Raw genomic sequence first — 16,881 nt, forward strand, 5'->3', positions numbered from 1 at the left:
TAATTATCTTTGCCCAATGACAGGACTTGTTTATAAATCTACCGGAAGCTGGTATACGGTTAAAGCAAATGACGGCACATTTTATGAATGCCGTATAAAAGGTAAATTCCGTATAAAAGGAATTAAGAGTACAAATCCTGTTGCTGTAGGCGATGTGGTTGATTTTGACCTGGATGAAACATCTGATGCAACGACGGGGCTGATACATACAATTCATGAGCGTAAAAACTATATTATACGCAAATCGGTAAACCTTTCTAAACAAGTGCACATTATTGCATCGAATATTGATAAGGTATTCCTGCTTGTCACCATAAACAATCCGCCTACTACTACCAGCTTTATAGACAGGTTTTTGGTAACTGCCGAGGCTTATGGCATTGAAGCAGTATTGGTTTTTAATAAAATTGATACGTTTGATGATGCCATGCTCGACGAACAGCTCTATCTTCAATACATATACAGCACTATAGGATATAAGTGTCTGCGTGTTTCTTCTACACAGCAAAAAGGTATTGATGACCTGAAAGCAGAAATGAAAGGGAATGTCAGCATGTTTTCAGGACATTCCGGTGTTGGTAAATCTACATTAATAAATACTTTACAGCCTTCACTAAATCTTAAAACCAAAGAAATATCCGAACAGCATAGCCAGGGTCAGCATACTACTACTTTTGCTGAGATGTTTGAACTTGATTTTGATGCTAAAATTATTGACACTCCCGGAATTAGAGGATTTGGTATTGTTGATATTGACAAAGAAGAGCTTGGAGATTATTTTCCTGAATTTTTTGCAGTAAAAAATCAATGTAAGTTTAATAACTGCCTGCATAAAGACGAGCCGCATTGTGGCGTTAAAGATGCGCTTGAAAAAGATGAGATAGCATGGTCGCGCTACCGCAGCTATTTGCAGATGCTTGAGGGAGATGATGAGCATTACCGTACCGATGTTTATGGCGATGGCAAAAATAAAGATAGCGAAGACTAATGAGAGCTGTAATTCAACGGGTAAGTGAGGCATCGGTAACAATTGAAGGCAATAAGGTAGCTGATATAAAAACCGGGTTGCTGATACTTGTGGGAATAGAAGATGCCGATACTAAAGAAGATATTGAATGGCTGTCTTCAAAAATTATAAAACTCAGGATTTTTGGAGATGATGAAGGACTCATGAACAAATCTGTGGAAGATGTAAAAGGCGATATTATAGTTGTAAGTCAGTTTACATTGCATGCAGCTACAAAGAAAGGCAATCGTCCGTCATATATCCGTGCTGCAAAACCAGATGTTGCTATTCCGTTATATAAGGCTTTTATAGCCCAGGTAGAAAAAGACTTTAGTAAAAAAATTCAGACTGGTGAATTTGGTGCAGATATGCAGGTTTTATTGTTAAATAACGGACCTCTAACTATAATTATTGACTCTAAAAACAGAGAATAATTTTTAAATGTTAAAAATTCATCTATTTTTGAGGAAACTATTTTAACATGATTTTAAGGCTTTTTTTACTGATTTCTTTATTATTTCAACAAACTTTATTTGCCCAGGAAGATAATTTTGATGTTTCTCTCATTCCTGAAACGCTTAAAGAAAATGCTAATGCTATAATCAGGCTTGACAGGGTAGAATTTTCTATTGAATCCAGAAAATCGATGATTATAAAAAAGCAGAAGATTGTTACTGTTATAAATGAGAGTGGATTTGGAAGCGTAGATGCAAGCGAATATTATAATAAATCTACTTCAATAAAATTAATAGAAGCAATTGTTTACGATCAAAATGGAAAGCTGCTAAAAAAAATAAAACGTAAAGATTTTAAGGACGTAGCAATATCCCAAGGTTCTACATTAACGGATAACAGGGGTTTGTATCTTGATTATACACCTGTAACCTATCCTTTTACGATAGTGTTTAATAGTGAAGTTGAAACATCTAATACTGCATTTATACCGCAATGGTGGGCTATAGAAGATGCAAATACCAGCACTGAAAAAAGTGAAATAACAATAACATATAACCCTGATCTGGGGTTTAAATATAAAGAAATCAATTTTGAGGGAGCTGCTATTAATAAACAGGAAGGAGCTAACATGCTTTCTTACAAAGTTGAAAATATACCGTCCCTGAAGCGTGAAGAATATACACCACCTTTTAGAAAAATATCTCCCTATGTAATTTTTGGACTTGAAAAATTTCATCTTGAAGGTGTAGATGGAGAAGCATCAAGCTGGGAAAGTTTTGGATCATGGTATTACAATAATCTTTTAAAGGGAACCGATGAACTTTCTGATGAAACAATACAAAAGGTAAAAGGTGTTGTAGGAACAGAAACAGATGCTGTAAAAAAAGCAAAACTTATTTATGAATATGTACAATCTAAAACCAGGTATATAAGCATTCAGCTTGGAATTGGCGGCTGGAAGCCAATGCTTGCAAAAGATGTTGACAGGCTGGGTTATGGCGATTGTAAAGCTCTTAGTAATTATACAAGAGCGTTACTTAAAGCCGTGGGAGTTGATGCATACTGTGCGGTTATTTATGGTGGCGGCTACAAGCGCGATATACGTGAAGATTTTGTAAGTATGCAGGGTAACCATATGATACTTGGTATTCCGGATAATGATAAAATTGTATGGCTTGAATGTACAAGCCAGGTAAATCCGTTTGGTTTTCAGGGTGATTTTACGGACGACAGAATGGCATTGCTCATAAAACCTGAAGGAAGTAAAATTGTAAGAACTGCAGTTTATGATAGCAAGGCAAACGCTCAAGTATCTAAGGGTAGTTATAAAATAACCGGTGCAGGTGCTATTTCTGCAAATGTGGTTATAGCCAGTAAAGGCACACAGTATGATAATAAGTTTTTTTTAGAGAGTAAATCTAAAGATGAGAGGGATAAATATTACAAGTCAGGCTTTGACAATATTAATAACCTGAAAATAAAAAAAGCGGAACTAAAAAATAATAAGGATTCTCAGGAATTCATAGAAGACCTTGCGTTAGAAGCTGAAGGATATTGTAGTAAATCTGGTGACAGGCTTATTTTTGCTGTTAATGCTTTTAATCAGTATAACAGTGTACCGCAGAGATACAGGTCACGAAAAAACCCATTTGAAATTGCGCGTGGATTTTTTGATACAGATGAGATTACAATAGTAATTCCGGAAGGCTTTACTATGGAGTCTAAACCTGACGATATTACTATTACAGAAAAGTACGGAGAATATAAGGCGGAATATGTAGCTGCTGAAGACGGATCGCTAATTTATAAAAGATCGCTACTTGTTAACCCGGGATATTATGCCAGTACAGATTATGAAGACTTTAGGCTTTTCAGAGAAAAAATTGCACGTAATGATAATGCTAAAATTGTGCTCATAAAAAAATAGAAACAACACACAAACCAAACCAATCAAACCAAACCCAATAATGAAATTAATTAGTACTTTACTGCTTTTGATTAGCTGTATTTTTACGGCAGGAGCACAAAATTTTAAACCCCAAAAAGTAACAATTGAAGAACTGCGGGAGAAATTTCATCCAAAAGACACTTCAGCACCTGCGGCGATATTGCATAAAATAGGCAAAACATATTTTGCCATATATTCAGACTCCTGGAATGTGGTTACTGAAGTAACTACACGTATTAAAATATACAAAAAATCGGGTTATGAATATGCTAATCAGGAAGTACCATACTATACAGGGGGCAGAATAATTAAAGTTAATTTTTCAGACGCATATACTTATAATCTGGTAGGCAATGAAATTGAAAGAACAAGACTAAAAAATGATGGTGAATTTACAGAAAAGGTAAATGATGACTACCAAATAAAAAAAATAACAATGCCTAATGTAAAAGAAGGCAGTATAATAGAGTATACATATACTATTACTACACCGTATTTTTCAGTTTTTCGTGACTGGTATTTTCAATATGATATTCCTGCAAATTATGTAGAATATAAAATTACTGTACCACAGTTTTTTACTTATAACAGGTATCTTGCCGGATATACCAAAGTAAATAAACTTGATACGGCTGCAAGCGTGCCTGCAGGGATGAACTATAGAGAATTTACAGATGTTTTTTGGGCTGAAAATGTTAAAGCTATAAAAGATGAAGCTTATGTAAATAATATTGAAAATTATACTTCAATATTAAAACATGAACTTGCTTCAACGAACTTTAGTTCGGGAACTGAAAATTACTCAACGAACTGGGGAGCAGTAGCAAAAAAAATATATGAGCATGAAGATTTTGGAAGAGAATTAAATTTTGATTCTTATTTTAAGGAAGACCTTCAGCATATTATTTCCGGTGGAGTAATGAGTAATGAAGAAAAGGCAAATAAGATATTTTTATTTGTAAAATCCCGAATGAACTGGAATGGAGATTATGGCTATTATTGCGATAAAGGAGTAAAAAAGGCGTATGAAAGCAAAACAGGAAATACAGCAGAGATAAATTTAATATTAACCGCAATGCTGCGTGAGGCAGGCTTAATAGCCAACCCGGTGCTTATAAGTACACGTTCTAACGGTGTTGCTTTATTTCCTACCCGTACAGCCTATAACTATGTTGTTGCAGGTGTAGAAAATGGTAAGTCTGTTATATTATTTGATGCTACAAGTAAATTTACAGTGCCAGGTGTTTTGCCTGAAAGAGCTTTGAACTGGCAGGGGAGGATGATAAGAAAAGACGGATCTACAGCCGATATAGATTTAATGCCTGTAAACAACTCTAAAGAGTTAATAGCTGTTACCGCTTCTATAGATAACGAAGGAAATGTAGCGGGTAAAGTAAGAGACCAGCACCATGATTATTATGCTTATATTTTCAAGGAAAGATATGCCGAAATGAGTGAAGATACATATGCTGAAAAGTTTGAAAAAAGATATAATGGCATCGAACTTGGCGACTATAAAAGAACCCTTGATAAGGATAGTCCTAAACCTGTTACTGAAGAATATGATTTTGTACACAAAAATATGTCTGATGTAATAGGCGATAAAATATATTTTAACCCGTTATTGTTTTTTACCGCAACAGAAAATCCTTTTAAGCAGGAAGAAAGAGAATATCCTATAGATTTTGGGTATCCCTGGCAGGATAGATACATGATTAATATAACTTTGCCTGAAGGATATGTAGTTGAATCGTTACCAAAACCAGTATCTGTTGTTATGGAGGAAAACATAGGCAGTTTTAAATACAATGTTGTATCACAAAACAATTCGGTACAGGTAAGCGTTTTATTTGATGTTAACTATGCCAATGTTTCACAGGCATATTACAGAACGCTTAAAGATTTTTTCCAGATGGTAATTGATAAGCAAAATGAAAAGGTAGTACTTAAAAAAGCATAATAATGAATATAAAAAACGCACAACAGGAAGTAGATAACTGGATAAAGGAGCACGGTGTGCGCTATTTTAATGAACTTACCAATATGGCGCAGCTTACGGAAGAAGTTGGCGAGGTAGCCCGTATTATAGCGCGCCGCTATGGCGAACAAAGTGAAAAAGAAAGTGATAAGAACAAAGACCTGGGTGAAGAACTGGCCGATGTTGTTTTTGTAGTATTGTGCCTGGCAAACCAGACAGGTGTAAATCTTCAGGAGGCATTTGATAAAAAAATGGATTTAAAAAGCAAGCGCGACCATGACAGGCACCATAATAACGAAAAATTAAAATAAGGTGATAATGAAACTAAAATTAGCTCAGTTTGTTGCCGGACTTATAATTTATTTTGTTTTTGGTATCATAACAATAGTAATAGTTGGGGATGATCTGGAAAATCCCTGGTCATACGTTATTATATGGACACTTGGTATGTCACTATTGCATGTTCTAGTTTTAGAACCATTCAGGGTGAGGTTAACCAAAAAGAAAGAAGAGCAGCAAAAAAAGCAGTAATTTATGGATATTCATTTGCAGGTGCCTGATGGTGTAAAATCATCATCTCTGAAAATTTCCGGTAGCAAGTCTGAAACTAACAGGTTATTATTATTGCAGTCTTTATATCCGGGTATTAGCTTTAACAATGCTTCAGAATCTGATGATAGTGAAGTTATGCGTAAGGCACTCTCTGCAAATGATAACAATATAGATGTACACCATGCGGGTACAGCTATGCGTTTTCTCACGGCATACTATGCTATTCAGGAGGGCAAAAAAACGGTAATTACAGGTTCTTCCCGAATGAAAGAGCGTCCTATAGGTGTTTTGGTAAATGCATTATGCAGTCTTGGAGCCAATATAGAATATGCTGAAAATGAAGGTTTTCCTCCGCTTACAATAACGGGTAAAAAATTACATGCAAATAAAGTAACTATAAAAGCAAATGTTAGCAGCCAGTATATAACTGCCTTACTGCTTATAGCACCAAAGCTTGAAAAAGGACTTGAAATTAATCTTGATGGAGAAATTACTTCGAGGCCTTATCTTGAAATGACACTTGCTTTACTTACAGAAGTTGGAATTAAGCATGAGTTTAAAGATAATACTATTTTTGTTGAGCCTTTAATTGATGTAACACCGGTAGCAATAACTGTTGAAAGTGACTGGAGTTCGGCATCATACTTTTATTCAATTGTAGCTTTGGCAGATGTCGGCACTTCAATTTCCTTAACCTCTTATAAACAAAACAGTCTTCAGGGCGACAGCGCTCTGGCAAAAATTTATTCGGATTTGGGGGTAGATACGTTTTTTGAATCAGATACAATAGTGTTGTGTAAGAACAGGAAAGCTAAACCTGTATTTTTAAATTTAATAAATACTCCGGATATTGCCCAAACTATAGCAGTAACCTGTTTTGGACTTGGAGTAGGATGTTACTTAACAGGGTTACATACTTTAAAAATAAAAGAAACAGACAGGCTTGAAGCACTTAAAACTGAGTTGGAGAAATTTGGAGCAATTGTTGAAGTTACCAACGATAGTTTAAAGATTGAACCGCATAACTTATTTGATGCAGTTAATAAAGAGAAGCCTGATCATAAAGGGCCTGTAAATACGTATAACGATCACAGAATGGCAATGGCCTTTGCCCCCCTTGCTATAAAAGTACCTTTTATTATAAATGAAGCTGAGGTTGTTTCAAAATCATATCCTGCCTTTTGGGACGATCTTAAAAAGTGCGGCTTTAAAATCAGAACAATATAAGTTTAAAACATCGATTTTACAGGTTGTTTTTACCTATAAAAATAAATATATGCCAAAACACTTGACAACGCCTGTTTGACGGTAGTATATTTGCACGCAATTAGAGCATAAGGCAAATAAGCCATAAATGCTGAAAAATAAAAATAGAAACATGAAATTATCTAACTTCAATTTCAACTTGCCAAAAGAGCTTCTGGCTGAGTTTCCTGCCGAAAACAGAGACGAAGCACGCCTTATGGTAATAGACAGGAAAACTAAAACTATAGAGCACAAGCTGTTTAAAGATGTATTGGATTATTTTGATGAAGGAGATGTAATGGTGCTTAACAACACCAAGGTTTTTCCGGCACGCCTTTATGGTAACAAAGAAAAAACCGGAGCAAGAATTGAGGTTTTCTTATTAAGAGAGCTTAATTCTGAACAACGCCTTTGGGATGTTTTAGTAGATCCTGCAAGAAAAATAAGAATAGGGAACAAATTATATTTTGGTGATGATGACTCTCTTGTAGCAGAGGTTATTGATAATACCACTTCACGCGGAAGAACACTTCGTTTTTTATATGACGGTTCTTATGAAGAATTTAGGAATAAGCTTACTGAGCTTGGAGAAACTCCGATACCTAAGTATATAAACCGTGAGGTAGTACCTGAAGATGCAGAGCGTTACCAGACTATTTACGCTAAGGAAGAAGGTGCTGTGGCTGCGCCAACTGCAGGGCTTCACTTCTCTAAACACCTTCTTAAAAGATTAGAGATAAAAGGAATTGATTTTGCTGAAATAACGCTTCACGTCGGACTTGGAACTTTTAACCCTGTAGAGGTAGAAGATCTGTCTAAGCATAAAATGGATTCTGAAGAGCTTATTATTAGCCAGGAAGCTTGTGATATAGTTAATAAAGCAAAAGTAAATAAGCATAAAGTATGTGCTGTAGGTACTACCACCATGCGTGCTATGGAAAGTTCTGTATCATCGGCTAAAACACTTAATCCGTATGTAGGATGGACAAATAAATTTATTTTCCCTCCGTATGATTTTAGCGTGGCAGATTGTATGATTACTAATTTCCATACACCTAAATCAACGTTGTTAATGATGATCTCTGCATTTATGGGACATGATCTTATGCGCAAGGCTTATGACGAGGCTATAAAAGAAGGCTATCGTTTTTACACTTATGGTGATGCTATGCTGATTTTATAATGATCAGTTAATAATAAAATTTTAAAGCGGCTTTATGCCGCTTTTTTTTGTTTTACCTCTAAATAGAAATTTTAAATTTTTAACATTTTTTTTGTAGCTTGCTAAGGGTTTGGAATAACTTGGCTAATGAGAGTTGTTGTCTTGTCAAAAGAAAACTGAAAAACATTGTTTTGTTAATACTATATAAGCTCCGATACAATATGAAAAAAGTATTATTTGTCTTACTGCTATTAAGCATTTTGCCTTTAAAGGCACAGGAAGGCTGGCCGGAGCCTTTTCTTGTTTATACTGATTCGTTAGGGTATTCTCAGGACCTGCCGAAAGAAAACTGGCAGTTTATAAACATACATCAAGATACTGTTAGCTTTAATGATATAATAAAGCCGGAATATTCATCAAAATTTAATTATTCATCAACCGGTGCTATTACGGTTACAGGAAGCAAATCTTATGTGTGGGTTCGTTATACATTAAAAAATACTACTCCGGTTTCTCAAATCATTACGTTTGCCACACACAGGCCTAAAGAACATATTTATGTACTTGCAAATAATAAATGGAAACATTTTGTAACAGGGGATATGGTTCCCTGGAGTAAGCGCAACGGTATTAAGCAGCTTAATCATATAAAATATACTCTCAAAGCAGGAGAAGAAATAAAAGTATATTTAAACCTGGAGGAAATTACCTTGATGACTCATATAGCACCGGCTATAGGAAGCTATCTTTCAGTAATGGAGGGAAATTTTCTGGATAAACATACCTATAGCACAGACGATGTTATAGCATTTGGCTTTTTTGGTTTCATACTTTTTGCTGTTATTTTTAATACTTTTTTCTATTATGTCAATAGGGAAAAGGTATATCTGGTCTATTCGTTACTTCTGCTGTTTTCTGCGCTTTTAGTAGCTGAAAATGATTTTTCATCACTTATTTTTTGTGAGTTCAGGCAGGGGTATCCTGTTTTCATGGCGATAACCATAATTGGTTTTATAATTATGCTTATCCAGACATTTCGCTTCTTTTTTAGGATAAATATTCATTTTCGTGGCTGGGATAAGTTTTTGGTCTACTTTTCTGTTTTAATAGCAATTTTAGGAACGCTGGTTTTTTTGGCATGGCAAAATGGATGGGTAATTTTCCTTGTTGTAATGATGATCATCATTTCTTTGATCACTATTGTTTTTATAGTTGCGGCTATAATATTATTAATATCTCTTTTAAGAAAAAAAGATAAAGAAGCCCGGTTATTTATAATAGCCGCTATGCCATTTATTTTCAGTCCTATTCTTACCATAATTTTGCAGATGGACTGGGTAGTGCCTATTTGTGGTATGTGGACCATAATAGTATTATCGTGGGGTATGTTTGCGCGTTTCAAATCATTACAAATGGAAAATGCAAGGGCCGCCCTGGAAAAAGAAGAGGAACGTAACCGATTGATAGCACAGCAAAAAGAAGAACTACAGCAGCAGGTGGAAGAACGTACGGCAGAACTGCGCCAGTCGCTTGAAGATCTTAAGCAGACACAAAATCAGCTGATACAGTCAGAAAAAATGGCATCGTTGGGAGAGCTTACTGCGGGTATTGCGCATGAAATACAAAACCCGTTAAACTTTGTGAATAATTTTAGCGATGTAAGTGTAGAGCTTATTACTGAAATGGAGGAAGAGCTGCAAAAAGGAGATGCAGAGGAAGCTTTAGCTATTGCTCAGGATGTAAAACAAAATCTTGAAAAAATAGCGCATCACGGGCGCAGGGCAGATGGTATTGTAAAGGGTATGCTGCAGCACAGCAGGGCATCGTCAGGACAAAAAGAACCAGTTGATATTAATGTTCTTGCCGATGAATATTTAAGACTGGCATATCATGGTTTAAGAGCAAAAGATAAGAGTTTTAATGCAACACTGGTAACCGAATTTGATGATACACTGCCAAAAATAAATATGGTTGGGCAGGATGTAGGCAGGGTACTGCTAAACCTGTTTACCAATGCTTTTTATGCTACACAGCAAAAATTAAAAACGGCACCATCAGGATATATGCCTACCCTTACTGTATCTACATCGCAAAACGATGATGAGGTAATTATTAAAGTTAAGGATAATGGTACGGGTATTCCAAATGAGATTCGTGATAAGATATTGCAGCCATTTTTTACTACCAAACCAACTGGCGAAGGTACAGGTTTAGGATTATCGCTTAGTTATGATATTATAGTAAAAGGACACGGCGGCAGTATAGATATTAATTCGGTTGAAGGAGAATTTTCAGAATTTATAATCACTTTGAAGAAAGATTAATGCTGTGATTTGTCAGTTTTTGATATTATAAATAGTATTATATTAGCATGCATGTTCTTCTAGTAAGGCAGTGCAGCTACAACACCTAACAATATGAAAATACTTGTAGTAGACGATGAGGCAGATGTACAGCCACTTTTTTTGCAGCGTTTCCGAAAAGAAATAAAAAGTGGTGAGATAGATTTTGATTTTGCTCTTTCGGGAGAAGAGGCCTTAGAATACCTTAATGAAAATCATAACGAAGTAGTATTGATACTTTCTGATATTAATATGCCGGGTATGAGCGGAATTCAGCTATTAGGAAGCATAAGGAAAAATTATAATCATCCTTCACCTGTAGTAATGATGGTTACTGCATATGGCGATACAGAAAATTACAATCAGGCTATGGAAAATGGTGCTGACGATTTTTTGACAAAACCTCTTGATTTTGCACTTTTAAAAGAAAAATTAAAAACCTTACCACACCATGACTAAGATACTCGTCGTAGATGATGAAGCAGATTTAGAGATACTGGTGAAACAAAAGTTTCGAAAAAAAATACGCGAAAACATTTACGAATTTGTTTTTGCGCAAAATGGCGTTGAAGCCCTTGACAAAATAAGTGAGCACCCTGATCTTGATGTTGTGCTGAGCGATATTAATATGCCTGTTATGGATGGGCTTACCCTGCTTACCAGGCTTGCAGAAGTTAATCCGGTACTTAAGGCTGTAGTAGTTTCTGCTTACGGCGATATGCAAAACATCCGTACGGCAATGAACCGGGGAGCTTTTGATTTTGTGGTTAAACCTGTTGATTTTGAAGACCTGGAGCTAACTATAGAAAAAACAGCTGTACATGTTAAACAACTGCAGGAAACGATTAAAGCTATAAAAGAAAACAATATACTTAAAATGTATGTTGACGAAAATGTGCTGAATTTTATGGCACATAAAGAATTTGAAAATTCATTGCTAAAAAATGAATTGCTGGATGCAACAGTACTATTTATTGACGTTTGCGGGTTTACATCGATAACCGAAAAAGCTCCTGCAAATGAAGTTGTGAATTTGCTTAACAGCATTTTTGATAAGATTGTTGCCGAAGTTATAGGTCAGAATGGTCATGTAGATAAGTTTATGGGCGATGCTGTTATGGCTGTTTTTCGTGGTAACTATCATCTTGACAGGGCTATAGATGCTGCACTTGCAGTAAGAGCGCATATTGAAAAGGCAGAAGAAGTAAAGCTGGGCAATATATTATACCGTCCGCAGGTTTCTATTGGTATTAATAGCGGTGAGATGGTATCGGGCAATATTGGCTCGGCGTCTTTAAAAAGGCTTGATTATACCGTTATTGGCGATGTTGTAAATCTTGCGCAAAGGCTTCAAAGTGCTGCAAAACCCGGGCAAATACTTATTACTGAGGCTGTTTATCATAAAGCCAAAGAATCATTTAAATGCGGGCCGGTAGGAGAGTTTGTTTTAAAAAACAAGGCAAACCCTGTAAATGCTTATGAGGTTATTGAATAAATAAAAAACTTTATGTTTTTTTAATTATTCCTTACTTTTACCCCACAACAAACAAACTACAATGGATTTTTTAAATACGCGTGAATACGCACAACAACTTGATGCCAAAGACAAACTGGCAAAATACAGGGAAGAATTTCATTTTCCACATGTAAATGGCAAGCAGGTTATATATTTTACAGGTAATTCGCTTGGGCTGCAGCCTAAGCGTACTAAAGCCTACGTTGATGAAATTATGGATGACTGGGCTAAACTGGCTGTAGAAGGCCATTTTTATGCCGATAAACCATGGTGGGACTATCATGAGCGTTTTGCTGTACCGTTAAGTAAAATAGTTGGTGCATTGCCGTCGGAAGTTACGGTAATGAATACCCTTACTATAAACCTTCACCTTATGATGGTTAGTTTTTACCGTCCTACGGCTAAGCGATTTAAAATTATTTGTGAGGAGAAGGCATTTCCGAGTGATCAGTACATGATTAAAAGCCAGGTTAAGTTTCACGGATTAGAGCCTGAAGATGCTATAGTTGAACTTAAAAGAAGGCCGGGAGAACACAATATAAGGCTGGAAGATGTTCTTGATAAAATAAAAGAAGTAGGCGATGAGCTTGCATTGGTACTAATAGGTGGTGTTAACTACTATACAGGGCAGGTGTTTGATATTGAAACTATAACTAAAGCGGGTCAGGATGCCGGCGCTTATGTAGGCTGGGATCTTGCTCATGCAGCAGGTAATATAAAGCTTGAACTGCACGACTGGAACGTAGATTTTGCAGCATGGTGCAGCTATAAATACATGAATTCCGGGCCGGGCAATGCTTCTGGTGCTTTTGTACATGAAATGCATCATAATGATATGGATTTAAATCGGTTTGCTGGCTGGTGGGGCCATAATAAGGAACGCCGTTTTTTAATGGAACCTGAGTTCGATCCTATTCGTGGGGCAAATGGCTGGCAGGTAAGCTGTCTTCCTGTATTATCACTCGCTCCTTATCTTGCATCTGTAGATATGTTTGACGAAGTGGGCATGCCGGCTTTAATACAAAAAAGAGATCATATTACGGCTTATCTTGAATTTGTACTTCATGAAATTGACAAGGAAATAAATGGTAACTTTGAAGTTATTACACCATCAGATCCTGCTCAGAGAGCAAGTCAGATATCTGTTTTCCTTCATGGTGAAGGAAGGGCATTATTTGATTACCTTATGAGAAACGGAGTGATAACAGACTGGAGGGAGCCTAATGTAATTCGATTGGCACCAGTACCATTATACTGTTCTTTTGAAGATATGTATGAATTTGGGCAAATTCTTAAACAGGGAATTTTATCACATAAAAAATAATTTGGACGGGAGCAATTGCTCCCGTTTTTTATAGATGATATTTAATACAAATTCTTATTTTGCAGGCTTAATCAATATATATGGAGATTTTTGTTGGTTTGCTTACGCTCGCTCTGTTGCTTTTTGTAATATTCATGCTGCTGTATTTCATATTTGGAAGAATTATAGAACCTGCTTACATTCTTATTTTTAACAAACCTATATATGTGCATTTTTACCTTTTTCCAAAAGACCTTGCCTTTGAAGAAAAGGCTGTTTTAGAAAAGCAATTCCGGTTTTACAGAAACCTATCAGAAAAGAAAAAGAGATTTTTCAGGCACAGGGTTCATGCTTTTATAAATAATTATCAGTTCGCAGGAAGGCATGGGCTTGAAGTGACTCAGGAAATGAAAGTTAAAATAGCATCTACTGCTGTTATGCTAACATTTGGCATGAGAGAATATATCTTTGACCTTTTTGAGGTAATAGTGGTTTACCCTGACGCATTTAAGTCGGCAAACGGTAATTATCATCAGGGTGAGTTTAATCCTGCTGCTAAGGCAGTAGTTTTTTCATGGAAACATTTTCAGGAGGGGATAGATTTTGATACCAATAATTTAAACCTCGGCCTGCATGAGTTTGCACATGTACTGCATCTTAATTCCATCGTAAGAAGAAGATCGGGTTCGTCGCTTTCTATTTACAGTGATATGTTTGATAAGATAAAAGAATATTCTGCAATACCTTATAATCGTGATAAAATAATGAATTCAGCTTATTTAAGAGAATATGCTTATACCAACCAGTATGAATTTATGGCTGTTGTATTTGAGTATTTTTTTGAAACACCCCGGGAATTCAGGCAAAGACTGCCTGAACTCTATGAGATGGTTAAAAAGATGATAAATTATAGTGACTATTAATTACAGGCCTACAATTATACCATACCATGTATTTTTCTCAACTGGTGATTATGCCTAATAGTGTGATAAGTAAGAAAATGCACTAACTCTAATTTTGTACTGCCTTGTAGAGGATGCTGTTCAGGCAGGGAGGCTACCTCATTAAGGTTAACATTTTGAGCAGCTTCAATAATTTTGTCCTTTGTTTGCGCGAGTGATCTCTCAAGCTCCGTCTTCTCATATTCTTTCTCTTCCGGTAAAATAAAATCAGGTGATTTCATTTTCATTTCAAAGTTTAAAAACATTTCCTTAAATGATGCTGCCCTTTCTTCAGGATTTCTGTTCGCAGGCAGAGAAGTAGCATAGAATAATGCATCCATGCCATTTTCTGATTTATATAAATGCTGGCAAACCTGTGCAGCAGTCCAGCTTCCCTCAAATGGTACGGTGTTTATTTCTTTTTCGCTAAAAGATGAAAGAAGTTGTAATGTATCATTAAGGGCAGTTTCTAACTGATTGATTATTTCTTTAGACATTATATTATTCGTTTTTTGATTGATGATTGATTTTTTAGAAGAGTATTTACTCTTGTATTACTGATAAGATATTACCAGCCGGATCTTTAAACCAGGCTATAAGTGGTCCGCCTCCTCTGAAGATATTATCTTCATCTGTTTTAAAATTATCAAGATCGTAGCGTTCAAATACAACCCCTTTTTCTTTAAGTTGCTGTACAGCCAGTGTTACATCAGATACAGGAAAATTAAGAACTGTAAAAGTTGCCGGCTCATGATTAGGTTTTGGATATAAAATAACCGGGTTATTACCTTTTATTTGCAACTCCAATATACCTTCAATACCGTCTTTTGTTTCCAGCCCCAAAATACCATGGTAAAATGCTTTTGCTTTTGCAATGTCATTCACCGAATATCCGCTAAATGCTTTAGTGTCCTTAAACATGGTCTTAAATTTAAATTATATATTCAGATAATGTTATTGAGGCGTATGTTTGGTACTGAAGCTAACCATCCATTGAATTTCAAATTTATCGGTTAACATACCGTAATAATCACCCCAAAACATGTCATCCATAGGCATAGTTGCTTTTCCGCCGGCACTAAGAGCATTATATACGCGATCGGCTTCTTCACGGCTACCTACACTTATACTTATAGACATATTGGTGCCCATTGTTACCTGTTCCATAGATTTTGGTACATCAGTACCCATAATAACATTATTACCAATAGGTAGGGCTATATGCATAATACCATTTTTTTCAGTTTCAGGCATATTTTCGCATCCGGGTGTATCGCCAAATCGCATAACCATGGCAAATTCGCCTCCAAAAACACTTTTGTAAAAGCTAAAAACCTCTTCGGTATTGCCGTTAAAATTTAAATAAGGGTTTAAAGCAGTCATAAATATTTAGATTAATTGTTTGTTTCAAGAATTTGTTTCAGGTCGTTAAGGCTGATGTCTATGTCTTTAGCCAGTACCCCTTTCATCATGGCGGTCATAAGATTCATAGGATAAGGACTTGTACCTGTCATTCCCCAGGTAACTTTTGTGCTATGTTCTGTTACTGCTTCGGTAGTCATGTAAATATGAGCTACACCTTTAAAAGGCCTAAGGAAACGCACTTCTGTTGTAATACGCTCACCATCTGTAACGCCGGTAATTTCCTGTTCACCTGCGCCTGCCTTTTTATTGCCGTCCCATGCATAAATAAAACCTATATTTCCATCAGTACCGGTAAGTGTTACTTTCATTTCAGGATCGGTTTTTACCCACTTGCTGTATTGCTCCTGATTCTTAATGAATTTTATATAATCAAACACTTCATGTTTTGGGGTGTTTATTATCTTTTCTCTTTCTATAGCATACTGTTTTGGAACAAAAAGGGCTATAACGGCAAGAACTGCAAGAATGATTACTATTATCCAGATTATAATGCTCATACAGAATGATGTAAATATTATTTATAGTATTAGTTTACAGATCTTTTAGTAAATAACAGGGCATCTGCAGAATATTTACCGCTACCCAGTATAAATAGAACAGGACAAAGAAACAGGTAAACAAAAGGCAGCATTTTTATCATAAAATCGTCTTTAGCGTGTGCCACAAAAAAAGCAACGAGCATTGTAATAAATATTGGTATTACTGCAAAGCGTGTCATAAACCCAAGCAGAATAAAGATGCCACAAAAGAATTCTGCAAAAATTACCAGTATGACTGACAGCTCATTCCCTATACCTATTGGGTCACCAAACATTTCTACCATCTGGCTGTATCCCGTTAGTTTTGGCCAGCCATGATAAATAAACATTCCGCCAAAAATTATTCTTAATAACAGGGTGGCCAGGTCTGTGTTTAACGAAGTTGTACTAATAAGATTTTTCATGATTTATAAGTTGTTTATTGGTTTGTTTTTAGCTTTAAAAAGCAAATGTTTAGGAAATATTATT

General features: G+C 35.8%; 18 protein-coding genes. 13 read left to right on the top strand and 5 right to left on the bottom strand.

Annotated elements, in window-relative coordinates; genetic code table 11:
- Positions 1-16 precede the first annotated feature (16 nt).
- From rsgA to NHE85_RS08890, 13 genes are all read left to right on the top strand, one after another.
- The gene (gene rsgA / locus NHE85_RS08830) at positions 17-988 is read left to right on the top strand and encodes a ribosome small subunit-dependent GTPase A (RefSeq protein WP_252811664.1); all 972 of its coding nucleotides are present in this window, start codon (positions 17-19) and stop codon (positions 986-988) included.
- On the top strand, positions 988-1,440 hold the full coding sequence (gene dtd / locus NHE85_RS08835) for a D-aminoacyl-tRNA deacylase (RefSeq protein WP_252811665.1): 453 nt from the start codon (positions 988-990) through the stop codon (positions 1,438-1,440). The genes rsgA and dtd overlap by 1 nt, the downstream gene beginning before the upstream one ends.
- Positions 1,441-1,487: 47 nt before the next feature.
- Positions 1,488-3,389 carry a DUF3857 domain-containing protein gene (locus NHE85_RS08840; protein WP_252811666.1) on the top strand — a complete coding sequence of 634 codons (1,902 nt, stop codon included), beginning with the start codon at positions 1,488-1,490 and terminating at the stop codon, positions 3,387-3,389.
- 40 nt (positions 3,390-3,429) lie between these two features.
- Complete coding sequence (locus tag NHE85_RS08845; protein ID WP_252811667.1) at positions 3,430-5,370, top strand: DUF3857 domain-containing protein; 1,941 nt, start codon at positions 3,430-3,432, stop codon at positions 5,368-5,370.
- Between the two features lie 2 nt (positions 5,371-5,372).
- Entirely contained in the window at positions 5,373-5,699 is a 327-nt protein-coding gene (locus NHE85_RS08850) for a nucleotide pyrophosphohydrolase (protein ID WP_252811668.1), read from the top strand.
- Between the two features lie 7 nt (positions 5,700-5,706).
- Entirely contained in the window at positions 5,707-5,919 is a 213-nt protein-coding gene (locus NHE85_RS08855) for a hypothetical protein (protein WP_252811669.1), read from the top strand.
- Positions 5,920-5,922: 3 nt separating this feature from the next.
- Positions 5,923-7,167, top strand: a complete 1,245-nt coding sequence (locus tag NHE85_RS08860) for a 3-phosphoshikimate 1-carboxyvinyltransferase (protein ID WP_252811670.1) — start codon at positions 5,923-5,925, stop codon at positions 7,165-7,167.
- A gap of 151 nt (positions 7,168-7,318) precedes the next feature.
- Entirely contained in the window at positions 7,319-8,368 is a 1,050-nt protein-coding gene (gene queA / locus NHE85_RS08865; protein WP_252811671.1) for a tRNA preQ1(34) S-adenosylmethionine ribosyltransferase-isomerase QueA, read from the top strand.
- A 200-nt stretch (positions 8,369-8,568) separates the two neighbouring features.
- The gene (locus NHE85_RS08870; RefSeq protein ID WP_252811672.1) at positions 8,569-10,671 is read left to right on the top strand and encodes an ATP-binding protein; all 2,103 of its coding nucleotides are present in this window, start codon (positions 8,569-8,571) and stop codon (positions 10,669-10,671) included.
- Positions 10,672-10,764: 93 nt separating this feature from the next.
- Positions 10,765-11,148: a response regulator gene (locus tag NHE85_RS08875; RefSeq protein ID WP_252811673.1), complete on the top strand. Its 384-nt coding sequence runs from the start codon at positions 10,765-10,767 to the stop codon at positions 11,146-11,148.
- On the top strand, positions 11,141-12,184 hold the full coding sequence (locus NHE85_RS08880; RefSeq protein ID WP_252811674.1) for an adenylate/guanylate cyclase domain-containing protein: 1,044 nt from the start codon (positions 11,141-11,143) through the stop codon (positions 12,182-12,184). Before NHE85_RS08875 ends, NHE85_RS08880 begins: the two co-directional genes overlap by 8 nt.
- 61 nt (positions 12,185-12,245) lie before the next feature.
- Positions 12,246-13,529: a kynureninase gene (kynU, locus tag NHE85_RS08885; protein ID WP_252811675.1), complete on the top strand. Its 1,284-nt coding sequence runs from the start codon at positions 12,246-12,248 to the stop codon at positions 13,527-13,529.
- Between the two features lie 80 nt (positions 13,530-13,609).
- On the top strand, positions 13,610-14,431 hold the full coding sequence (locus NHE85_RS08890; protein WP_252811676.1) for a zinc-dependent peptidase: 822 nt from the start codon (positions 13,610-13,612) through the stop codon (positions 14,429-14,431).
- A gap of 14 nt (positions 14,432-14,445) precedes the next feature.
- Here the strand turns inward: NHE85_RS08890 and NHE85_RS08895 are convergent, their stop codons facing one another.
- The 5 genes from NHE85_RS08895 to NHE85_RS08915 are packed head-to-tail and all read right to left on the bottom strand — an operon-like array spanning position 14,446 to position 16,817.
- Positions 14,446-14,946: a DinB family protein gene (locus NHE85_RS08895; protein ID WP_252811677.1), complete on the bottom strand. Its 501-nt coding sequence runs from the start codon at positions 14,944-14,946 to the stop codon at positions 14,446-14,448.
- Positions 14,947-14,992: 46 nt separating this feature from the next.
- Positions 14,993-15,370 carry a VOC family protein gene (locus NHE85_RS08900; RefSeq protein ID WP_252811678.1) on the bottom strand — a complete coding sequence of 126 codons (378 nt, stop codon included), beginning with the start codon at positions 15,368-15,370 and terminating at the stop codon, positions 14,993-14,995.
- 33 nt (positions 15,371-15,403) lie between these two features.
- A complete protein-coding gene (locus NHE85_RS08905; protein ID WP_252811679.1) occupies positions 15,404-15,832 on the bottom strand; it encodes a VOC family protein in 429 nt (142 codons plus the stop codon).
- Between the two features lie 11 nt (positions 15,833-15,843).
- Positions 15,844-16,371: an SRPBCC family protein gene (locus NHE85_RS08910; RefSeq protein WP_252811680.1), complete on the bottom strand. Its 528-nt coding sequence runs from the start codon at positions 16,369-16,371 to the stop codon at positions 15,844-15,846.
- A gap of 29 nt (positions 16,372-16,400) precedes the next feature.
- Entirely contained in the window at positions 16,401-16,817 is a 417-nt protein-coding gene (locus tag NHE85_RS08915) for a DoxX family protein (RefSeq protein WP_252811681.1), read from the bottom strand.
- Positions 16,818-16,881 lie beyond the last annotated feature (64 nt).

Source organism: Flavobacterium sp. NRK1, from assembly GCF_024054175.1.
In the GTDB taxonomy this organism is placed as follows: domain Bacteria; phylum Bacteroidota; class Bacteroidia; order Flavobacteriales; family Flavobacteriaceae; genus Flavobacterium.